Here is a 20,874-nt window from a genome sequence, read left to right as displayed (position 1 = left end):
GGGTGTGATGGCGAGCGATTTCTATGAAACTGAAACTTTCTCGTTGTGTACGGCCGTACACAACGCTGGGTACGCTTGTGCCCATGGGATACCTGTTGCTCGCCGGCGCCATCGCCGCCGAGGTCGCCGCCACGACGGCGATGAAGTTCAGCGAGGGCTTCAGCAGGCTCGGGCCCTCGCTCGTGACGGCTCTGGGCTACCTCGTCTCCTTCGCGCTGCTCGCCCGGACGCTGAAGACCGTGTCGATCGGCACGGCGTACGCGATCTGGTCCGGGGTGGGCACCGCGACCATCGCCGTCATAGGTCTGATGCTGTTCGGGGAGGGGCTGAGCGCGACCAAGGTCGCCGGGATCCTGCTGATCGTCGGGGGAGTGGTGGTGCTGAACCTGGGCGGGGCGCACTGATGCCCCGCCGTTACGACCCCGAGCGGCGGCAGCGGATCATCGACGCGGCGATCCGGGTCGTGGGGAAGAAGGGCATCGCCGGGCTCAGTCACCGCACGGTCGCCGCCGAGGCGGACGTGCCGCTCGGCTCCACGACCTACCACTTCGCCTCCCTGGACGACCTCCTGGTGGCCGCCCTGTGCCAGACCAACGAGGGGTTCGCCAAGGTGCTCGACGCCAGCGAGGTGCTGGCGGACACCGACGGTGATCTCGCTGCGGGCCTCGCCCGGGTCCTCGGCGAGTGGCTGGGCGGCGACCGGCCGGGCATCGAGCTGGAGTACGAGCTGTACCTCGCGGCCCTCAGACGCCCCGCCCTGCGCCCCGTCGCCGCGCAGTGGACCGAGGAGACGGCCGCGCGGCTCGCCGCGCGCACCGATCCGGTGACGGCGCGGGCGCTGCTCGCGCTGATGGACGGCATCTGTCTGCAGGTGCTGCTGACGGGAGGTTCGTACGACGAGGAGTACGGGCGCGCGGTGCTGAAGCGGGTGATTCCCTGATCACCCGCGCGTTCACCGGTCGAGCGACGACTTCCGGAAAACCATGAACTCTCCGATGCCCATCGGGGAACAGGAGGTGACACGCACTCACCGACGAATCAGGGGAGCCTTGTGAGCGGACCACCGCCGTCCACGGTACGGACGGAGGACGACGCGGAGATAGTCGCGCAGTCGCTGGAGCAGCCGGAGCTGTTCGCCCTGCTCTACGACCGCTACGCCCCCGACATCCACCGCTACGCGGCTCGCCGCCTGGGCGACACCGCTGCCGACGACATCACCGCCGACACCTTCCTGGTCGCGTTCCGGATCCGGTCCCGCTACGACCGTGCGCGCCCCAACGCGCGTCCCTGGCTGTACGGCATCGCCGGAAACCTCATCGGCAAGCAGCGCCGCGCCGAGGTGCGGGCGCTCAGGGCGCTCGCCCGCACCGGCCACGACCCGGTCGCCGAGTCCTGGGGCGAGTCCTGGGTCGAGGACACCGACAGCCGGATCGCGGCGCAGGGCCCCCTGGCCGGCGCCCTCGCCGGGCTGTCGGCGCCCGACCGGCACGTCCTGCTGCTCGTCGCCTGGGCCGAACTCACCTACCAGGAGGTCGCGGAGGCGTTGGACATACCGGTCGGCACGGTTCGCTCGCGGCTCAACCGGGCGCGACGCAAGGTACGTACGGCGCTGGGCGCCGATCCCGCATTCGTGACCGACGCGGCGGAGGTGGCGTAGCGATGGACGAGATGACCGAGGTGCGCGAGCTGCGCGCCAACGCACCGGTGCCCGACCGGGCCCGGCTCGCGCCGGGACGGGCGCGGCTCACCGAGGCCGCGCGGGCCGGGGAGCTGCGCCGCGCGTTGTGGCGACGGCGGGAGTTCGTGATCGTCGCGGTCGTGGCCGCGGTGACCGCCGTCGCCGTCACCGCCGCCCTGCTGGTGGGCGGGAAGGGTACGGGACGCAAGGTGCAGCCCGCGGCCACGCCGGGCGTGCGCTTCAAGGGGGTGAGCGCCGCCGAGTTCCTGCGGCAGGCCGCCGACGCGGTCGAGGCACAGCCGGACGGCGCCGTTCCGACGGCGAAGCAGTGGATCTACACCAAGTCGGCGCAGGAGCCTTTGGACAAGTCCCGGAGCCCGCTGGGCGAGCAGGAGAGCTGGATCCGGTACGACGGCTCCGCCAGCGCCTCCCGGATGGGAGACGAACCGCTCGACATCACCAAGATGCACCTGGAGAACGGCGGCGAGGGCGACGACCGCTCGCCGCGCGAGATGTACCGGGTCCTCGTCGCCCTGCCGGCCGACGGTGAGGGGACGCTGAAGGCGCTCCGTGAGCAGAACGCCATCGCCGACAGCAAGGGAGTCTCCCAGGCACGGAACGACTACGTCGAGATCAGCGTCCTGCTGTCGGCCGACGTGATGCCGGGCAAGGGCCTGGCCTCTCTCTACCGCGCCCTCGCGCTCGTGCCGGGCGGGAAGGTCACCGGCCACCTCGTCGAGACCGCCGCCGGAGGCCGGGCGATCGCCCTGGACTACGGCCGCGATAAGAACCCCAAGACCGGTGAGTCGATGCATGACCAGTGGCTGATCGACCCGAAGACCTACCGGATCGTCGGCATACGGCTGGTCGACGGCGGCAAGGTCCGCGGCGGCAACTCGGTCGTCACGACGGCTGTGGTGAACCAGGCGGGCGACCGCGGCTGACCACCTACGATCACGGGCGGCCCGCACCACAGGGGAGTGCGGGCCGCCCGTGTCCCGCCCCGGCGGGAGAGACACCGCAGAGACGATTCCGCCCGGCACATGAGACGTCCTGCTCACCGGTTCGCGGGTACGACCCCCCTCGCGTTAGTTTTCCCTCATGACCGACACGAACGCTCCCCGCACCACCGGCGCCGTCGCCGCCGGCCTCGCCACCCTCGCCTCCGACGGCACCGTTCTCGACACCTGGTTCCCGGCCCCCGAGCTCGTCGCCGAGCCCGGCCCCGCCGGCACCGAGCGGCTCTCCGCCGAGCAGGCCGCCGAGCTGCTCGGCAGCGGCGCCACCGCGGCGATCGGCCCGGACGCCCGCCGGGGCGTCGAGGTGGTAGCGGTCCGTACGGTCATCGCCTCCCTCGACGACAAGCCGCTCGACGCGCACGACGTCTACCTGCGCCTGCACCTGCTCTCGCACCGCCTGGTCAAGCCGCACGGCCAGAACCTGGAGGGTATCTTCGGGCACCTCGCCAACGTCGCCTGGACCTCGCTCGGCCCGGTGGCCGTGGACGACGTCGAGAAGGTGCGGCTGAACGCCCGCGCCGCGGGCCTGCACCTCCAGGTGACCTCGATCGACAAGTTCCCGCGCATGACGGACTACGTCGCTCCCAAGGGTGTCCGTATCGCCGACGCCGACCGGGTCCGCCTCGGCGCGCACCTCGCCGAGGGCACCACGGTCATGCACGAGGGCTTCGTGAACTTCAACGCCGGCACGCTCGGCACCTCCATGGTCGAGGGCCGTATCTCCGCGGGTGTCGTGGTCGGCAACGGCTCGGACATCGGCGGCGGTGCCTCCACCATGGGCACGCTGTCCGGTGGCGGCAACGTGATCATCTCCATCGGCGAGCGCTGCCTGATCGGTGCAGAGGCGGGTGTCGGCATCGCGCTCGGCGACGAGTGTGTGATCGAGGCCGGCCTGTACGTCACCGCGGGCACCCGGGTGACGATGCCCGACGGTCAGATCGTCAAGGCCCGCGAGCTCAACGGCGCCTCCAACATCCTCTTCCGCCGCAACTCGGTCACCGGTGTCGTCGAGGCCCGTCCGAACAACGCGGTGTGGGGCGGTCTGAACGACATCCTGCACAGCCACAACTGACGCAGGCGACAAGAATGATCAACGGCGGCCGCAGGTGCGGCCGCCGTTGCTGTTCGTGTGTGTCCGTCACAGACCCAGCGAGATGGCCAGCCGGGTCAGCTCGGCCGTGCTGTTGATGTTGAGCTTGGCCCGGATGCGGCGCAGGTAGGCGTCGACCGTGTGCTTGGAGAGTCCCATGTGGCGGGCGGTCTGCAGGTAGGTGCGGCCGGCCGCGATGTGCCCCAGGGTCTCCCGCTCACGCGGAGCCAGCTCGGGGGCGGGGGCTTCGGCGATGGTCGTGGTGAGAGTGAGGCTCATGGGAATTCCTTCGGCGGGTCGACTCGGTCGTCGCTGCTCGCATCCTCGGAAGCAGTGGGCAAATGTCCGAATACCGGCTTTTCGCCCTCTTTCTTCGAGTTTGAGATGGTGACGTCATGGCCGTGTCCGCCGACTGTCACAGCCGTGTCACGAGCCCGCCCAGAGCGTTTGCCAGCGCCGTGAAGTCCTCCTCACGCAGCCCGAGCTGCGGATCGACATGGTGCAACAGCGCAGGTCCGGGGTGGTGCGCCGCGGTGTAGGCGGTGTCTGCCGGACTCTGCTCGTCGTCCACCCAGGCGAAGGGGCGCCCCGCCGCGTACGCCACGATCGCCGCCGTCTTCCAGTGCTCCCCGCCCGGCCGCTCGGCGAACAGGTCGGCGCCGAAGTCGACGTACGGCAGCTCGGGCAGGCCGACGACCGGCGCGATCCAGCGGTTGGCCTCCGCCATCCAGGTCGTCGCCCAGCACAGGTCGTAGCCGAGCGACTGCAGTGCCGGGCCGTGGGACGGGTTCAGCCAGACCCGCAGGGGGCGGCCCGGGTGCAGGGACGCCCTGATCGTCGTGTAACCCTCGGGGCGGCGTTCCGGCCTGGCCGCGTACGGGTTGAGGGGGCCGTCGACGTCCAGGAACAGCAGGGGGCGGGTCATGGAGGCACCGTACGGGGGCGGATCCGGGTGATCTTCTGAATTTTCTGTGGCGGGCAGGCATAGCGGCGGGTCGCCCCGCACGTCACATGGGGTACAGGGCTCGGACAGCAGGTCGGCCCGGGGGAAGAGAAGGTGACGATGGATGCCCAAGCGCAGGAGAGTTTTCGACAGTTCGTGGCCGGCAGGTCCTCGGCGCTGCTGAAGACGGCCGTCCTGCTCAGTGGCGGGGACCAGCACGCGGCCGAGGATCTGCTGCAGAACGCGCTGGTCAAGGCGGCCGGGCGGTGGCAGCGGATCGACGAGCCGGAGGCCTATGTCCGGCGGATCCTCTACCGGCAGCAGGTCAGCCGCTGGCGGCTGAAGTGGCGGCGCCGTGAGGTCACGGTCGCCGAGCTGCCGGAGGCCGCCGCGGCCCCGGACGCCTCCGGCACCGCCGAGCTGCGCCTCGTGCTGCGCACCGCCCTGTCCCGGCTCACCGCGCGCCAGCGCACCGTGCTGGTGCTGCGCTACTTCGAGGACCTGCCCGAGGCCGACGTGGCCCGGCTGCTCGGCTGCTCCGTCGGCACCGTACGGTCCACCACCCACCGCTCCCTGGCTCGGCTGCGCACCCTCGCGCCCGAGCTGGCCGCGCTCGGCCCGGACGGCAACGACCAGCGGCCGTCCCGTGACTTCTCGCCCGTGGAGGTGCGTCCGTGAACGTCGAGGAACTGGTACGCGACTCCCTGAAGGAGATGGCGGGACAGACGCAGCCCGCGGCCGCGAACCTCGCCGACCGGGTGTTCGTGCTGCGCCGCAGGCGTCGTTCCCGCCGGATCGCCGTGGTCGCCGCGTCCGCCGCTGCCGTGGTCGCCGTCGCCGTGGGCGTGCCCCTGCTCGACGACGGCGGCCGGGACGTACGACCCGCCGGCGTCTTTGACGGCCGGGTCGTGGCCCACCCCGACCAGTCGCCGCCGCGCGATCTGATCGGCGCCGGGGACACCCTCATGGCCGGGTACAGCACGCCGAAGACCGTGAAGCTGGCCGACAAGGACTGGATCTACACCCGGACCTACCGGCTGCTGGATCCCGGGACCGGCACCTACAAGAAGGACGACCGCTGGTCCTTCGTGACCGTCGCGCCGGGCGCGCGCACGGCCGCCGTACTGGAGCGGGAGCTGCCCGCCACCCGGGTGGGGCTGCTCGACCTGGCCAGCGGCGAGGTCAAGCGGTGGATCCCGGTGCCGCAGGGCGCCGGCGGGGCCGTCTTCTCGCCGGACGGGAGCAAGCTGGCCGTCACCACGTACGCCAAGAACCCCGACCGTGCCTTCTGGAGCGCCAAGGTCGAGGTCAACTCCAAGATGGAGCCGCAGGGGGTGCCCAGCCGGACCGGGTTCACCCTGATCGACGTCGCCTCGGGCGCGGGGCAGTGGCACAAGCTGCCCTTCTGGAAGGACAAGTATGGGCTGGACGGCAATGCACGCGCGGATCTGGAGTTCAGTCACGACGGGAAGTACCTCTGGGAACCCCTGAGCGAGAACCCGGGCCGCAAGTACCACGCTCTCGACGGTACGGACGTGCAGACGCCCGCTGTGGAGAAGAACCTGCGGCCCTACGTCGAGGCCGGCCTCTCGCCCGACGGGAAGTACGCGGCGGGCGACTTCGCCGGGCACGGCAAGGTGATCGCCTCCGCCATCGGAGACGCCGTCACCGGCAAGTTCATCACCACGGTGCCCGGACAGCAGCTGCTGGCCTGGGCCGACGGCAAGCGGCTGATCGCCTGGGGCATCGGCGGTGACGGCAACGAGTTCCACCAGCGGCTGGTCCTCGTCACCATCGGCAGCGACAAGGTGCAGCCGATCAGCGGCTTCCGCTCGCCGAAGGATGGCGGCGGCCGCTGGGAACCGCTGTTCACGACCCGCTGACCAGCTCCTCGTACCGCGCCAGCAGCCCGTCGGCCGTCTCCCGGCCGACGGGCAGCAGCGGTGCCCGCACCGGCCCCGCGGGCAGGCCGAGTTCACCGAGGAGCGCCTTGGCGGTGACCGTGCCGGGCAGGCCCGCGCCCATCATCGCCTCGATCAACGGCGTGACCCGCAGCTGGAGTTCCGTCGCGCGGGCCGTGTCACCCGCGTCGAACGCGTTCAGGATGGCCGCGATGTGGCCCGGCACGGCGTTGGCGACCGTGCTCACGCACCCGGCCGCACCCACCGCGTACAGCGCGAGGACGTGCTCGTCGCAGCCTGCGTAGTACGCCAGATCCGTGTGCGCCAGCACCTTCTGGGCGCCCAGGAAGTCGTAGGAGCAGTCCTTGACCGCCACGATCCGCGGGTGCCCGGCGAGGCGGATCATCGTCTCCGGCTCGATCCGGGTGCCCGTGCGGCCCGGGATGTCGTACAGCATCACCGGCAGCCCGCTCGCGTCGGCGACCTGGCGGAAGTGCGCCTCCAGCGCCTCCTGCGGCGGCCTGCTGTAGTACGGCGTCACCACCAGCACCCCGTCGGCGCCCGCCTTCTCGGCGGCGAGGGCCAGCTCGATCGTGTGCCGGGTGTCGGCGGTGCCGACGCCCGCGACCAGCGAGACGCCGACGCCGACCGTCTCCCGCACGGCCGCGATCAGCTCCGCCTTCTCCGCGTCCGTGGTGGTCGGCGACTCGCCCGTGGTGCCGTTCAGCACCAGGCCGTCGCAGCCCTGGGCCACCAGCCGGCCGGCCAGCCGCCGCGCCCCCTCCACGTCGAGCGTGCCCGTCTCGGTGAACGGGGTGATCATCGCGCAGAGCGTGCGGCCGAAGGGCCGGCGTCGATTCGTCATGGGAGTAGTCTCGGCAGGGGCAACGGTGAAGCTCTACTTAATTTTTCTGAGAGGTATTGCTAAGCATCCCTGATGTGTTGAGAGGGTGGGCGACCGAAGGTCCTATGGGCAATTCGGTCCTTCATGCGTCACCATGGGCCGGGACGGTCATCGATGTCGGTCATGGGAGGCACCATGAAGCTCGGCAAGGCACTGGCCACCGGGGTCGCCGAAGAGCGGCCGCTCGTCCACGAGGAGGAGCCGCAGCTCCCCGAGGAGACCACCCTCAGCGCACCGGCCGAGCCGGCCCGCGAAGAGGTGCCGGCGGCCCGATGAGGCTGCGGCTCCCGGCCGAACGCCCGACGGAGCCGCCGACCGGATACAAGATCGCCCGCCCGGTGCTGTCCCAGGACGGCACCCGGGCCGGGTTCACCGGCGTGTCACTGGGCAGCGCGCTGCCGTACGGCGTGCTCGACGACGCCTCGTGCGTCTACGGGCGCAGACACCGCGCGCCCGCGCGCCGGTGCGACTGCGGCTTTCACTGCGTGCACGACCGCGCGGCCGCCGAGGCCCTGCTGTGCGCGGCGGAACACCGGGCCGCGGTCCTGCTCGAAGTCTCCGTGCTCGGCGTCTACATCCGCTTCGAGCGCGGCTTCCGCTACGCCCGCCAGCGGGTGCGCACGGCGACCGTCGGTCCCTGCGCCTGCGGCGCCACCGCGGTCGCGCTCGCCGCCGACGACGACTGGGGCAGGCCCGGCTGGCGGGGCCTCGCCCCCACGTGCGCGGGCTGTGCACGGGGCCGTACGTCCGTCTCGCTCGCCGGATTCGCCCGGCTGGCCGGGGAGGGTCTGCGGGTGAGGGCGGGTGGTGCCGGTACGCCGGCTCCGAACGCCGGGCTGACGGCCGACGGCGAGCTGGGGGTGCCCGAACTCGTCGCGGAGGCCGCCCTGTTGCAGGCCCGGCTCGACTGGTTCCAGACCCAACTCGCACGGCTCGGCGAACGCGGGGCCGGGGGAGCGGAGCACGACTGACGGTCTTCGGTGGGGGTACCCGGATGTTCCGCGGGGAGAGGAGGCGGAACACCCTGCCGGCGATGTGATCAGGGAAAGGACACACCGATGAAGCACAGGATGATCCCGCACGGCTCGGGCGCCAAGGGCCCCGACGAGCTGCGGCACCAGTTCGAGCAGGCGCGCAGCCGGCTCGGCCACACCGCCGCCCAGTGGAAGGGCAAGGCCGATGTGAAGGGCCGGGCGTCCACCCGGGCCGCCGACCTCAGGGACAAGGCCGGCGCCATGACCGTCCAGCTGCGCTCGAGCGCCGCCGCACACCCGGGGCCCGTACTGATCGCGGGCGCGGCGGGGGCCGCCCTGGCCACGGCGGGCGTGCTGCGCCGCCGGCACCACTGACCGCACGCCGGCCCGGCGGCACAAGGGCTCCGCACACCCTCCACCGAAAACTTCCTCCGTCTGGACAAAAAAAGTTTTCGGTGCGAGGGTGGACGCATGCTGGACGTGACCGTGATCGAGGACCCCGAGACGGCGGCCGTATCGCTCGACCCCGTACGGGCCAGGCTGCTCGCCGAGCTGGCCGCCGGACCCGCGTCGGCCGCGATGCTGGCCGGCAAGGTCGGACTGCCCCGGCAGAAGGTGAACTACCACCTCAAGGCGCTGGAGCGGCACGGCCTGGTCGAGCTGGCCGGGGAGCGCCGCAAGGGCAATGTCACCGAGCGGCTGATGCGCGCGACCGCGGCGTCGTACGTCATCTCGCCCACCGCGCTCGCCCCCGTGCAGCCGGACCCGGAGCGCTTCCGTGACCAGCTCTCCGCGCGCTGGCTGCTGGCGCTCGGTGCCCGCCTGGTGCGGGACGTCGGCGCGCTGATCACCGGCGCCGAAAGGGCCCGCAAACGGCTGGCGACCTACGCCCTGGACGGCGAGGTCCGCTTCGCCTCCGCCGCCGACCGCGCGGCCTTCGTGCAGGAGCTGACGGCGGGCGTGAGCGCCCTGATCCGCAAGTACGACGCCCCCGGTGCCGAGGGCGGCCGCGACCACCGGATCGTCGTCGCCCTCCACCCCACGGTCAAGGACCAGCCCACCCCCGAACCGGATCGGTAACCAGCAGGAGCCCCACCATGTCCAAGGAATTCGAGATCGTCCGCGAGTTCGAGGTCGACGTCCCGCCCGAGAAGGTGTGGGAGGCGATCACCACCGGAACCGGTGGCTACCTGTGGCCGATGGACCCGCCCGAGCCCCGGGTGGGCGGCAGCGGACCCTTCGGGTCCACCGTCACCGCCTGGGATCCTCCCCACCGCTACACCAACCGCAGCGAGGACGTCGGCTTCCCGGTCCAGTCGCTCAACCAGCTCGACTACACGATCGAGCCCCGCGACGAGGGCCGCCGCGCCTGGGTGCGTTACGTGCACAGCGGCATCTTCACCGACGACTGGAACAACCAGTACGACGGCGCCAGCAAGCACACCAACTTCTACCTGCACACCCTGTGCGAGTACCTCACGCACTTCGCGCCCCGCCCGGTCGCCTTCGCCCAGCTGCAGGGGCCCGCGGCCTCGCAGTCCCCGCGGGCGCTCGCCGCCGTCGGCCGTGCGCTCGGCCTGGCGGACGACACGGCCGCGGGCACGAAGGTCGGCGTCCAGGGGCCCGGCGGGCAGACCCTGGACGCCGTACTCGACTACCGCAACCCGTACTTCATCGGGCTGCGCACCGGCAGTGCCCTCATCCGCTTCTTCGGACGCGGTCACTGGGGCGCGCCGCTCGGCATCAGCGTCCACGACTTCGCGCCGGACGCCGACGCCGAGGCGAACGAGACCGCCTGGCAGGACTGGCTGAACGGCGTGTTCGGCCGGTCCTGAGGTCCCCGGAGCGCCGGGTTACGGGCGGAACCGCAGTACCTGCGGGTCGTGGTCGGAGATCTGGTCGTTGAACTCCGAGTTGACGTGCACGCTGTCGTACTCGAAGTCGCAGCCGCGCCGGATCGCCGGGCTGACCAGGATCTGGTCCAGGACCTGCTGGTTGCCCTGGTAGTCGTAGGTGTAACGCTCGCTCTTCGGCAGCGACTTGATCGCCGACCACAGCTCGCCGTCGCCCTCGAGGATCTTCGCGGTCTCGGAGAACTCGAAGTCGTTCATGTCGCCGAGCGCGATGACGTTCGCGTTCTTCTGCACGGACAGGATGTCCTTGACGAACGCGTTCACCACGGTCGCCTGCGCGTGGCGCTGGATCTCCGAGCTGCGCACCGGCGGCTGGTACTGCGAGGTCAGACCCTGGTCGCCGCCCTTGGAGTTGAGGTGGTTGGCGATCACGAACACGGTCTTGCCGCGGAAGACGAACTCGCCGGCCAGCGGCTTGCGGCTGCTCTTCCAGGCCGCGTTGTCCGGGTCGATCCGGCCCGGCGAGACCGTCAGCTGCGCCTTGCCGTTCGCCTTGGTGACGCCGACGGCGGTGGTGGAGTCGCCGCCCGCGCGGTCCACGAAGGACACCCGCTCGGGGTTGAACAGGAACACCTGGCGGATGTTGCCGCCGGGCTCGCCGCCGTCCTGGTCGTTGACCGGGTTGATCGAGCGCCAGTCGTACTTCGGGCCGCCCGCCGCGACGATCGCGTCGATCAGCTTGTTCACGGTCCCGCTCGCGTCGACCGTGCCGTCGTCCTTGGCGCCGTTGTTGTCCTGGATCTCCTCCAGGGACACGATGTCGGGCGACTGCAGGTTGTTCACGATCGCGGCGGCGTGCTTGTCGAAGGTGGCGTCCGACGGGTCGAGGTTCTCGACGTTGTAAGTCGCCACGGCCAGCTCGCGGCTCGACTGCTTCTGCGTGGTCTCCCGCTCCAGGCCGCCGCTCTCCAGCGTGCCGAGCTTGCTCGCGACCAGGGTGTAGCCGCCGTACTGGTTGAAGTCCAGCGGGCCGGTGGTGGCGCCCTCCAGGGTGTCGCCGACGTTCGCCTTCGGGAAGTCGGCGGTGGAGCCCAGCGACTCGATCTGCAGCCGGCCGGTGTTCTGTGAGCCGTAGGAGCCGTAGACCGTGCCGCCACGGCGGTTGCGGTGCTCCCACGGCTTCACCGTGACCCACAGCTCGCTGTAAGGGTTGGTGGCGGTGACCACGCGGGTGTCCTCGACCTGGACGTTCATGCCCTCCAGGGACTCGTAGTAGTCCAGGGCGTACGCCGACGGGTCGAGGGTCAGGCCGTTGACCGAGCCGGCGGCGGCGGTGTCGCCCTGGGGGGCGTACGCGTCCGGCACCGAGTCCTCGTCGATCACGGCCGGCGCCGGGACCGCGTTGCCCGTGGAAACCGTGGTGACCGTCGGCTTGGTGATCTCCGTCACGGACTGGTTGCCGGAGGAGGCGCCGCCCGGGACGTACTCGGAGACCGTGCCGGTCACCGTGACCGAGTCACCGACGGCGACCTTCGGCGTGGAGCTGGTGAAGACGAACACGCCCTCACTGGTGGCCGGGTCGTCGTCCGGGGTCGGGTCCTGGATCCAGAAGCCTCTGGAGGAGCCGTAGGTGCGCGTGGCCGTGACGATGCCGGGCACGTCCGTGACCTTCTGGCCCGCGAACGGCGATATCCGGGTCGTGCCCTGGACGTCGTGGATGCGCACCGAGTCGGCGTGCGCGGGCGAGGTGAGGACGACGGCCGACGCGGCGGAACAGACGGCGGCGACGGTGAGCGCGGCGAGGCGCGCGGAAGACCTGCTCGGCAAGGGATCCCTCCGGGGGCGTACGTGAGCGCCGGGACGAGGTGGTGACGGAAGCGTGCGGGCGGGTAGCCCTGTGTGACACGCATAGAGCAGAGTGAACAGTTGTCCCCCCAACTTCTACGCGCGTCAATCTCCTGCCTGCGCCCGGGAGTTGTCAAGGTTTCGGCCATGTACGGGCGCTGGCCGGGAGATGAACCGGGCGGCATGGGTGGAAATCCGTCTAGGCTGAGCGGCTGAGTCCTTTCACGGCCCGAGGAGAACCAGCCGATGTCAGACAGCTCCCCCCTGCCGCCCGTACGGCTGCACCCCGAAGCGGAGCTGGCGCGCGCCGCGCTGTCCACGCCGTTGCTCTCCCGCGCCGCCCGCCTCGCCCGCTGGGCCGGACCCGACACCCGCGTGGACGCCGGCGGCGGACTGGTGGAGGAACAGCTTCCGGCCGCCGCCGAACTGCTCGGACTGAGCGGGGACGACGCCGCCGCGTACGCCAGTGAGGCCTGGCGGGTCGCCGTGGACACCGGACTGGTCGAGATCACCGACGAGGAAGCCGGCACCGTGGCGGCCGGGGAAGAGCTGACGCTGCTCACCGGCGGCTCACCGCACGACGTGCTCACCGTCTGGCTCGCCGCCCTGGAGACCGTCGTCGCGGACGCGAGCGTGCCCGACCTGGACGGTCTGGTCGACGCGTTGGACGAGGGCGGCGAGGTCGATTTCTCGTCACTCGACTGGGACCCGGAGGCCGAGGCGGAGTTCCTCGACGGCGTCCTCGGCAACCTCTACCTGCTGACCGTCAGTGAGGACGGCTCCGGCGACGCTCCGGTGCCGCTGCCCGCCCTCGCCGCCTCGATGATCGTCCCGAGCGGCATGGGCGAGCCCACCAACGACGTCCTGGAACAGGTCTCCGACGCGATGATGCGCCTCGACGACCAGTTCCGGATGCTGGAGCCGGTCGGGCTGGTGGAGTTCCAGCCGGTGGACGAGGCACTGATGGCCGACGGGGAGGAAGAGCCCGCGGCCCCGGTGGACGACGACGACGTCTCCCGCTACGGCATGGTCCGGCTGACCCCGCTCGGCGCCTACGGCCTGCGGGCGCGGCTGCTGGAGGCCGGGTTCGAGGCGCCCGCGGTCGGTGAACTCGCCGACAAGGGCGCGGACGTGCTGCTCGACGGCACCGCCCACTTCGGGCAGTCCGCCGCCCAGGCCGAGACCGAGCAGTGGCTGGCCCGGCGGGAACCGCTCGCCGCGGCACGGGAGTTGCTGGCCGCGGCGCGGGGTGCCGACGCCGGGGCGCCGTTGCGCAGGCTGCGCTGCCAGCAGGCGCTGTCCCTCGTCGGCCTGGAGGCCGAGGCCGCGCTGCGCGAGGTGCTGGACGATCCCGAGCTGGGCGGACTCGCCCGGGTGTGGCTGAGCGAGCGCGGCGCCCCCGACGTGCCCGCGCCCTCGCAGGAGCTGGTGTTCTGGCTGACCGTCGACACGGTGGCCGCGCAGCTCCAGGCCGAGGGGAACTCCGAGGAACTGCGGGCGCTGGTGGAGGGGCTGGCCGAGCAGCACAGCGGGTTCTTCGCGGCGGCCTGGCGGGTGGAGCACCCCGCCACCGCGGACGTGCTGGAGGCGATGGGCCGGCTGCACCCGGACAAGAAGGTGGCGAAGGAGGCACGGAAGGCAGCCTTCAAGGCGCGCTCGGCACAAGGGGGTTGAGCGGCTTGAGCGCTCTCGCCCATCGCGGACGGTTCGGCACCGCCTGACGGCGATGGCGACGGCGATGGCGTGGCCGACCGCTGTGACGGCGGAAAAGCGCTGGTGACGCCGGGGAAGAACATGGCCGGTGTTTTGGGTGGCCATGGGTCTGTGCATGCGGATTCATGGAACAGGGGTCTCCGAAGTAGCCCGGTGTTCAACCGCCGTTCAAAAGGCGGCGGGAGCGTGAGCGCCGCAACGAGGCCGCCACCCTCCACCCGGCACGCCCACCGTCACAGGAGACACCATGTCGCTCAGCCGCAGGGACTTCGCCAGAAAATCCGCGATCACCGGTGCCGGAGTCGCCCTGGCGGGCAGCGTCGGCGCCCTCGCCACCGCCCCGAACGCCCTCGCCGCCACGGACGACATCGAGACCGTGGACGGCGAGCCGGCGCACGGACACCACGGCGTCGGCTACGGCCCGCTGATCCCCGACCCGGACGGCATCCTCGCCCTGCCCGAGGGCTTCACGTACCGGGTCATCACCTACAGCGGCAGGACCAGGCTGGAGTCGGGCGAGTTCACCCCGTCCAACCACGACGGCACCTCCACCTTCGACGGCCCCCGCGGCGCCACCCTCCTGGTCAACAACCACGAGCTGAAGGGCCCGCGGTCCGGCTGGAAGTACCCGGTCCCGCTGGCGGAGGGCCTCGTCTACGACCCCGCCGCCTCCGGAGGCTGCACGGTGGTCGAGGTGCGCCGCGACCACGTCGCCGAGTGGGTCGGCATCGCCGGTACCTCCACCAACTGCGCGGGCGGCAACACCCCGTGGGGCACCTGGCTGACCTGTGAGGAGACCGAGGACAAGGCCGGCCAGAACGGCATGACCAAGGACCACGGCTACGTCTTCGAGGTCGACCCGGAGGACCGCCGGGCCAACCGCGACCCCAAGCCCGTCAAGGCGCTCGGCCGCTACGCCCACGAGGCCGTCGTCGTCGACCCCAAGCGCGGCCACCTGTACCTCACCGAGGACGCGGCCGGCCCCAACGGCCTGCTCTACCGCTGGACCCCGCCGGAGGGCTACCGCCACGGCCGCGGCAAGCTGCGCACCCTCGCGGACGACGCGGGCGTCCTGCAGGCCTTCAAGTGCTTCGACTCCGGCGGCAAGTTCATCGACGACCTCTCCCGTGCCACGAAGATCGGCACCGTCTACGGCGTCGACTGGGTGGACGTCCCGGACCGCGACGCGAAGACGACCTCCGTCCGCAAGCAGTTCACCGACGGCCAGGTCACCCGTGCCCGCAAGCTCGAGGGCATGTGGTGGGGCGACGGCGGCGCCTACATCGTCTCCTCCTACGCCCGCACCGAGAGCCCCGTCCAGCACGACGGCGCCGTCTGGTTCTACGACCCCAAGCGCCGCACCCTGACCCTCAAGGTCCTCCTCGGCGTCAACCCGGACCCGTCCGCCGACAACGGCAACTTCGACGGCCCGGACAACATCACCGTCTCCCCGTACGGCGGCCTCGTCATCGCCGAGGACGGCGAGGGCGTCCAGCACCTGTTCGGCGCCACCGACAGCGGCCGCACCTACCCGATCGCCCGCAACGAGCTGAACATCGGCACCGCGGACAAGCCCGAGTACAGCGAGTTCACCGGCGTCACCTTCTCGCCCGACGGCCGCACCCTGTTCGCCAACATCCAGGAGCCCGGCATCATGCTCGCCATCACCGGCCCCTGGAAGCGGCAGAAGTGCGACTGACGTCCGCGCGGTGATTAATTCGCTCGCTCGCCCCGCGGCTCCCCTCCTAGAGTGATCCTCGTCCAGGTGCGACAGGCAGGACCTACTTCCACTCTTAATGGGGAGGCCGCGGGTTCGAGTCCCGCCACCGGCTCTACGGGCCGGTGTAGCTCAGGGGTCAGAGCACCAACCGTCGGTTCCGCCGGCCTCGATCTCTGGACACCGAAAACTTCATGCACCTCCCGGTGCGCAGGCTGCGGTTACTTCTTTTGCAAAGAGAATCCACGACCGCCGCCGAATTGATCTCGGGAGGCGCAGCACATGGTGGGTGTCCGGTGCGCAGGCAGCGGTTACTTCATTGGGATCAGAGGGTTGCGGGTTCGACTCCCGTCATCGACTTCGGGTCGATGTAGCTCAACGGACAGAGCATCTGACTAAAGTCCGTCGCCGACTCCCGATCTCGGACACCCTCCATTTGCTGTGCCTCCCTCCGAAACACGAACGAATTCGGGGGAATTCACCATGGCGCGATTCAACACGCGTGCCGCCAAGGCGCAGCTGAAGTCGGCGGTGACGTCGACGGGCCGCATCCTGCGGACCTACGAGGGCGGCCGGGGCCAGGAGCGCGAGCCGCGCTCGGAGCTTTTCCTGCTGGCGGTATCGCACCTCCTCGGGGACACCTTCTACGAGAACGCCGAGGACCGCGACGACCGGTTCACCCGACTGCTCCGCGACCTCGCCGTCAGCGACCCGGAGTGGACGGCCGGCCTGCTCGGCTGGCTGCGCGGTGCGGGCAACATGCGGACGGCCTCGATCGTGGGCGCCGCCGAGTACGTGCACGCCCGGCTGACCGCGGGCGCCACCGACGGTCCGTCCAACCGGCAGGTCGTGGCATCCGTGCTGCAGCGCCCGGACGAGCCCGGTGAGCTGCTCGCCTACTGGACGGCGACGTACGGCCGCGCCATCCCCAAGCCCGTCAAGCGCGGTGTCGCCGACGCGGTACGACGGATGTACCACGCCAAGTCGCTGCTCAAGTACGACACCGCGTCCAAGGGCTACCGCTTCGGCGACATCCTCAACCTGGTGCACGCGGCGCCGGACGCGGACAAGCCGTGGCAGGGCGACCTGTTCCGGTACGCGCTCGACCGGCGGCACAACCCGGACACCGCCGTGCCGCCCGCGTCGAGCCCGGTGCTCACCGCGCACCGCGAGCTGATGGCGCTGCCCGTCGAGCAGCGGCGGGCGGTCGTCACCGCGCCCGGCGGCGCCGAGCGGCTGGCGGCGGCCGGGATCACCTGGGAGGCGCTGGCCGGCTGGCTGCAGGGCCCGATGGACAAGGCGGCCTGGGAGGCCGTGATCCCGTCGATGGGCGCGATGGCGCTGGTCCGCAACCTGCGGAACTTCGACGAGGCGGGGGTCTCGGACGAGGTCGCCGCCCAGGTCGCGGCGAAGATCAGCGACCCGCAGCAGGTGGCACGCTCGCGGCAGTTCCCCTTCCGCTACCTGGCCGCCTACCGGCACGCGCCCTCGCTGCGCTGGGCGTACCCGCTGGAGCAGGCGCTCGGTCACTCGCTGGCCAACGTGCCCGCGCTGCCGGGCCGGACGCTGGTGCTGGTCGACCGGTCGGGCTCGATGTTCTGGTCGCAGGTGTCCGAGCGCGCCCAGCTCACCCGGGCCGACGCGGCGGCGATCTTCGGCACCGCACTCGCGCTGCGGGCGGCGGACGCCGACCTCGTCGAGTTCGGCTCGACCAGCGCGAAGGTGGAGTTCCGCAAGGGCGAGTCGGTGCTGAAGATCCTGGAGCGCTTCGGCGACCTCGGCGGCACCGACACCACCGAGGCGGTACGCCGGCACTACAAGAAGCACGACCGGGTGCTGATCGTCACCGACGAGCAGTACGCGCCGCACCAGCACGGCGACCCGACCGCCCAGATCCCGTCCCGCGTCCCGGTCTACACCTGGAACCTGGAGGGCTACCGGGCGGGCCACGGACCGTCGGGCACGGGCAACAGGCACACCTTCGGCGGCCTCTCGGACTCGGCCTTCCGGATGGTGTCCCTGCTGGAGGACGCCCGTGACTCCCGCTGGCCGTGGGAGGCCTGACCGTCGGCCGGCCCTGACCGTGGCCCGCACTTCCACCGGGGGTGCGGGCCACACCCTTGCCTGTTCCCGGCATTGATATCTAACATTTCAGTTGTGACGCTACGACCCGTGCCCCGCACCCTGCTCCGGGACCGCGCCTACGCGGCGATCCGGGACGCCATCGTGGCCGGGGAGATCGAGCCCGGCGCGGTGGTGCGCGACGCCGACCTCGCCGAGCGGCTCGGACTGTCCCGGGCGCCGGTGCGCGAGGCCTTCGCGCGGCTCGTGGACGAGGGGCTGCTGGAGAGCAAGCCACAGAGCTACACGCGGGTCACCCCGCTCGTCGCCGCCGACGTACGGGACGCGGCGGCGGTGGTCGGGGCCATGCACGAACTGGTCACCCGGGTCGCCGTACCCAGGCTGGGCCCGGCGGACCTCGACCGGATGCGCGCGGCCAACGACCGGTTCGCCACCGCGGTAGGCACCGGTGACGTGGACGAGGCCCTGCGTGCCGACGACGAGCTGCACGACGTCCTGGTCCGGGTGAGCGGCAACCGCGCCGCCGCCGCGACCGTCGCCCGCTACACCCCGCTCATCCGCCGTCTGGAACGGCAGCGCTTCGGCGAGGGCGGCTCGTGCCGCTCCGCCGGGCTGCACGAGCGGCTGATCGAGGCCTGCGCCGACGGTGACGTGGACGGCGCGGTCCGGGTCACGGCGGACATCTGGCGCACCCTCGCAGACCTGGCCGACCCCGACTGAACCTGGAGGTCCCGTGTCCCTGTCTTCCTACGCCCGCTACCCGCTGCTCTTCGGCCCTTCGCCCGTGCACCCCCTGGAGCGCCTGACCGCCCACCTCGGCGGCGCCGCCCTGTGGGCCAAGCGGGAGGACTGCAACTCCGGGATCGCCTACGGCGGGAACAAGACCCGCAAGCTGGAGTACCTGGTCGCCGACGCGCTCGCGCAGGGCTGCGACACGCTCGTCTCGATCGGCGGGGTGCAGTCCAACCACACCCGCCAGGTCGCCGCCGTCGCGGCCCGCGCCGGACTCAAGTGCGTACTGGTGCAGGAGAGCTGGGTGGAGTGGCCGGACTCCGTGTACGACAAGGTGGGCAACATCCTGATCAGCCGGCTCGCCGGGGCCGAGGTACGGCTGGTGCGGGCCGGGTTCGGGATCGGGTTCAAGGAGAGCTGGGAGCAGGCACTGAGGGACGTGGAGGAGGCGGGCGGGAAGCCGTACGCCATTCCCGCCGGTGCCTCCGACCACCCGCTCGGCGGCCTCGGCTTCGCCCGCTGGGCCTATGAAGTCGCCGAGCAGGAGCAGGAGTTGGGCGTCTTCTTCGACACGGTGATCGTGTGCTCGGTCACCGGCTCGACCCAGGCGGGCATGATCGCCGGCTTCCGGGCCCTGGAGGAGGCGGGCGGGCGGCCGCGCCGGGTGCTCGGCATCGACGCCTCGGCCGAGCCCGCCCGCACCCGCGGGCAGATCTCCCGGATCGCCCATGCCACCGGCCGACTCATCGGAGTCAAGGGCGAGTTGACGGTCGAGCTGGACGAGCGATATCACGCGGGGACGTACGGCATCCCGGACGAGTCCACCCTGGACGCGATGCGGCTCGCCGCGCGGACCGAGGGCATGGTCACCGACCCCGTCTACGAGGGCAAGTCCATGGCCGGGCTCGTCGACCTCGTCCGGCGCGGCGAGATCGGCGCCGACTCGACGGTGCTCTACGCCCACCTGGGCGGGCAGCCCGCGCTCAACGCCTACAGCGCGCTGTTCTAGGCGGTACGTGGACGACGGCCTGGGCGTGGCCGGGCAGCGGCCTTCGGCGGGCAGGGTGATGATGGCGGTGTGCCCTGCCCCCCGACGCCCGGCCCGGGCGGCGCCCTTGGCCGCCTGGAGTCGGCCCCGACGCCCCGGACCGCCGTGGCCTGGCTTCCACCGGCCGGACTGTGGCCCGCCATCCAGCGCATCCGAGTCGAGCACGACCCGCAGATCCGCCGCTGGCCGCCCCATGTGAACCTGGTCTTCGGCTTCGTACCGGAGGAGGACTTCCCGGCGGCGCTCCCGTTGCTGGCCGCCGCGGCCGCCGGGTGCGAGCCCTTCGACATCCGCCTCAGCGGGGTCCGCTTCTTCCGCCACCGGTCCTACGCCACGGTGTGGCTCGACCCCGCGGCCGACGGCGCCGCGCCCTGGACGGAGCTTCAGCGCGCGCTCGCGGAGCCCTTCCCGTACTGCGCGGAGCGCTTCCCGCGCTTCACCCCGCACCTCTCGCTCGGGCGCACCCACGTGCCGCGCGTCCTCGCGGCCGACTGCGCCGCCCGGCTCGACGTGCTGCACGCGCGCGTGGCCGAGATCGAAGTGCTCTCCCGCCGCGGTGACGGCCCCATGCAAACGCGCGCCACGATCGGCCTGGGCACCGGCGAGGTACGCCGCAATTCCGGGCCGGACCCGGCCACGGGCGGGTACGAGCCACCGGAGGGGCACTGACCGCTCGGCGATGAGCCTTTCGTGGTGCTCGATAAGCTGCGAAGAGGATCCCCGGTTGGCAAGGAGCATCTGGATGACGCCGGTCAGACCCATGCGTGCGGACGCTCGGCGCAACCACGAGCGGTTGCTGAAGGTGGCGGCCGAAGCCTTCGCCGAGCATGGGGAGAACGCGTCGCTGGACGACATCGCCAAGCGCGCCGGCGTCGGCTCCGGCACGCTCTACCGGCACTTCCCGACCCGGCAGGCGCTGCTGGAGGCCGCGTACGTGGACCGGATCCAGGCCATGGCGGCCCGGGCCGGCGCGTTCGCCGCGGACCTTCCGCCGGGCGAGGCGCTGATGGAGTGGCTCAACGAGGTGTGCGTCGGGACGATCCAGGTACGCGGCATGAAGACGCTCCTGGGCTCGGCCGTCACCGACGGCAGCTCCGTCGCGGCCACGGCCTGCGGCACGCATCTGCAGGAGGCGGCGCGGCGGCTGGTGGGGGCGGCACAGCGGGAGGGCAGCCTGCGCGGGGATGTCGAGCCGATCGAGGTGCTGCGGCTGGCGCATGGCGTGGCTACGGCTTCGGAGCTGGCGAGCGGGCAGGGGCAGCAGATACGGCGCTACCTGTCCCTGCTCACGGAGGGACTGCGCCCGCGCGGGGAGGCCTGACAACCGGGCGCCCCCTGACCGACGGGGGCGCCGATGGCTGTGTCGTACGACGGC

General features: G+C 71.5%; 23 protein-coding genes. 19 read left to right on the top strand and 4 right to left on the bottom strand.

Annotated elements, in window-relative coordinates:
* The first annotated feature begins 83 nt into the window (after nucleotides 1–83).
* The 5 genes from ACWC5O_RS18975 to dapD all read left to right on the top strand — a co-directional run bounded on the left by ACWC5O_RS18975 (nucleotide 84) and on the right by dapD (nucleotide 3,769).
* The gene (locus ACWC5O_RS18975; RefSeq protein WP_450588518.1) at nucleotides 84–404 is read left to right on the top strand and encodes a DMT family transporter; all 321 of its coding nucleotides are present in this window, start codon (nucleotides 84–86) and stop codon (nucleotides 402–404) included.
* A complete protein-coding gene (locus tag ACWC5O_RS18970) occupies nucleotides 404–940 on the top strand; it encodes a TetR/AcrR family transcriptional regulator (protein WP_450588516.1) in 537 nt (178 codons plus the stop codon). Before ACWC5O_RS18975 ends, ACWC5O_RS18970 begins: the two co-directional genes overlap by 1 nt.
* Before the next feature lie 111 nt (nucleotides 941–1,051).
* Nucleotides 1,052–1,657: an RNA polymerase sigma factor gene (locus ACWC5O_RS18965; RefSeq protein ID WP_393481819.1), complete on the top strand. Its 606-nt coding sequence runs from the start codon at nucleotides 1,052–1,054 to the stop codon at nucleotides 1,655–1,657.
* Nucleotides 1,658–1,659: 2 nt separating this feature from the next.
* A complete protein-coding gene (locus ACWC5O_RS18960) occupies nucleotides 1,660–2,622 on the top strand; it encodes a CU044_5270 family protein (protein ID WP_450588515.1) in 963 nt (320 codons plus the stop codon).
* A 157-nt stretch (nucleotides 2,623–2,779) separates the two neighbouring features.
* Nucleotides 2,780–3,769: a 2,3,4,5-tetrahydropyridine-2,6-dicarboxylate N-succinyltransferase gene (gene dapD / locus ACWC5O_RS18955; protein ID WP_450588513.1), complete on the top strand. Its 990-nt coding sequence runs from the start codon at nucleotides 2,780–2,782 to the stop codon at nucleotides 3,767–3,769.
* A 66-nt stretch (nucleotides 3,770–3,835) separates the two neighbouring features.
* On the opposite strand, the gene ACWC5O_RS18950 is transcribed toward dapD, so the two are convergent.
* Entirely contained in the window at nucleotides 3,836–4,066 is a 231-nt protein-coding gene (locus ACWC5O_RS18950) for a response regulator transcription factor (protein WP_393481827.1), read from the bottom strand.
* A 136-nt stretch (nucleotides 4,067–4,202) separates the two neighbouring features.
* A complete protein-coding gene (locus ACWC5O_RS18945; protein WP_450588511.1) occupies nucleotides 4,203–4,712 on the bottom strand; it encodes a hypothetical protein in 510 nt (169 codons plus the stop codon).
* Nucleotides 4,713–4,850: 138 nt separating this feature from the next.
* Here ACWC5O_RS18945 and ACWC5O_RS18940 point away from each other — a divergent pair, with 138 nt between their 5' ends.
* Nucleotides 4,851–5,408, top strand: coding sequence for a SigE family RNA polymerase sigma factor (locus ACWC5O_RS18940; RefSeq protein ID WP_390856376.1), 558 nt, complete (start codon nucleotides 4,851–4,853; stop codon nucleotides 5,406–5,408).
* A complete protein-coding gene (locus tag ACWC5O_RS18935; protein WP_450588508.1) occupies nucleotides 5,405–6,613 on the top strand; it encodes a WD40 repeat domain-containing protein in 1,209 nt (402 codons plus the stop codon). The genes ACWC5O_RS18940 and ACWC5O_RS18935 overlap by 4 nt, the downstream gene beginning before the upstream one ends.
* Here the strand turns inward: ACWC5O_RS18935 and dapA are convergent.
* Complete coding sequence (dapA, locus tag ACWC5O_RS18930) at nucleotides 6,600–7,496, bottom strand: 4-hydroxy-tetrahydrodipicolinate synthase (RefSeq protein ID WP_450588506.1); 897 nt, start codon at nucleotides 7,494–7,496, stop codon at nucleotides 6,600–6,602. The genes ACWC5O_RS18935 and dapA overlap by 14 nt on opposite strands.
* A 174-nt stretch (nucleotides 7,497–7,670) precedes the next feature.
* Here dapA and ACWC5O_RS18925 point away from each other — a divergent pair, with 174 nt between their 5' ends.
* The 5 genes from ACWC5O_RS18925 (at nucleotide 7,671) to ACWC5O_RS18905 (ending at nucleotide 10,344) form a co-directional block, all read left to right on the top strand.
* Entirely contained in the window at nucleotides 7,671–7,811 is a 141-nt protein-coding gene (locus ACWC5O_RS18925) for a hypothetical protein (protein ID WP_179851743.1), read from the top strand.
* Complete coding sequence (locus ACWC5O_RS18920; RefSeq protein WP_450588504.1) at nucleotides 7,808–8,506, top strand: hypothetical protein; 699 nt, start codon at nucleotides 7,808–7,810, stop codon at nucleotides 8,504–8,506. The genes ACWC5O_RS18925 and ACWC5O_RS18920 overlap by 4 nt, the downstream gene beginning before the upstream one ends.
* 87 nt (nucleotides 8,507–8,593) lie before the next feature.
* Nucleotides 8,594–8,884: a DUF3618 domain-containing protein gene (locus ACWC5O_RS18915; RefSeq protein ID WP_450588502.1), complete on the top strand. Its 291-nt coding sequence runs from the start codon at nucleotides 8,594–8,596 to the stop codon at nucleotides 8,882–8,884.
* A 96-nt stretch (nucleotides 8,885–8,980) separates the two neighbouring features.
* Nucleotides 8,981–9,589, top strand: coding sequence for an ArsR/SmtB family transcription factor (locus ACWC5O_RS18910; RefSeq protein ID WP_450588501.1), 609 nt, complete (start codon nucleotides 8,981–8,983; stop codon nucleotides 9,587–9,589).
* 17 nt (nucleotides 9,590–9,606) lie between these two features.
* The gene (locus tag ACWC5O_RS18905; protein ID WP_450588499.1) at nucleotides 9,607–10,344 is read left to right on the top strand and encodes an SRPBCC family protein; all 738 of its coding nucleotides are present in this window, start codon (nucleotides 9,607–9,609) and stop codon (nucleotides 10,342–10,344) included.
* Between the two features lie 18 nt (nucleotides 10,345–10,362).
* Here the strand turns inward: ACWC5O_RS18905 and ACWC5O_RS18900 are convergent, their stop codons facing one another.
* Nucleotides 10,363–12,189: an endonuclease/exonuclease/phosphatase family protein gene (locus ACWC5O_RS18900; RefSeq protein ID WP_450588497.1), complete on the bottom strand. Its 1,827-nt coding sequence runs from the start codon at nucleotides 12,187–12,189 to the stop codon at nucleotides 10,363–10,365.
* Nucleotides 12,190–12,453: 264 nt separating this feature from the next.
* Here ACWC5O_RS18900 and ACWC5O_RS18895 point away from each other — a divergent pair, with 264 nt between their 5' ends.
* From ACWC5O_RS18895 to ACWC5O_RS18865, 7 genes are all read left to right on the top strand, one after another.
* A complete protein-coding gene (locus ACWC5O_RS18895) occupies nucleotides 12,454–13,881 on the top strand; it encodes a hypothetical protein (protein WP_450588495.1) in 1,428 nt (475 codons plus the stop codon).
* A 286-nt stretch (nucleotides 13,882–14,167) separates the two neighbouring features.
* Nucleotides 14,168–15,619, top strand: coding sequence for an alkaline phosphatase PhoX (locus ACWC5O_RS18890; protein WP_450588493.1), 1,452 nt, complete (start codon nucleotides 14,168–14,170; stop codon nucleotides 15,617–15,619).
* Between the two features lie 501 nt (nucleotides 15,620–16,120).
* The gene (locus tag ACWC5O_RS18885; RefSeq protein ID WP_450588492.1) at nucleotides 16,121–17,701 is read left to right on the top strand and encodes a TROVE domain-containing protein; all 1,581 of its coding nucleotides are present in this window, start codon (nucleotides 16,121–16,123) and stop codon (nucleotides 17,699–17,701) included.
* A 93-nt stretch (nucleotides 17,702–17,794) separates the two neighbouring features.
* The gene (locus ACWC5O_RS18880; protein WP_450588490.1) at nucleotides 17,795–18,439 is read left to right on the top strand and encodes a GntR family transcriptional regulator; all 645 of its coding nucleotides are present in this window, start codon (nucleotides 17,795–17,797) and stop codon (nucleotides 18,437–18,439) included.
* A 13-nt stretch (nucleotides 18,440–18,452) separates the two neighbouring features.
* A complete protein-coding gene (locus tag ACWC5O_RS18875; RefSeq protein WP_450588488.1) occupies nucleotides 18,453–19,460 on the top strand; it encodes a 1-aminocyclopropane-1-carboxylate deaminase in 1,008 nt (335 codons plus the stop codon).
* A gap of 69 nt (nucleotides 19,461–19,529) precedes the next feature.
* Nucleotides 19,530–20,168, top strand: a complete 639-nt coding sequence (locus tag ACWC5O_RS18870; protein ID WP_450588487.1) for a 2'-5' RNA ligase family protein — start codon at nucleotides 19,530–19,532, stop codon at nucleotides 20,166–20,168.
* Between the two features lie 73 nt (nucleotides 20,169–20,241).
* A complete protein-coding gene (locus tag ACWC5O_RS18865) occupies nucleotides 20,242–20,820 on the top strand; it encodes a TetR/AcrR family transcriptional regulator (protein ID WP_450588485.1) in 579 nt (192 codons plus the stop codon).
* Nucleotides 20,821–20,874: the final 54 nt, after the last annotated feature.

The sequence above is a fragment of the Streptomyces sp. NPDC001450 genome (genome assembly GCF_053597295.1).
The sequence above is the reverse complement of the archived record's forward strand: the minus strand, read 5'-3'. Positions and strand labels throughout refer to the sequence as shown.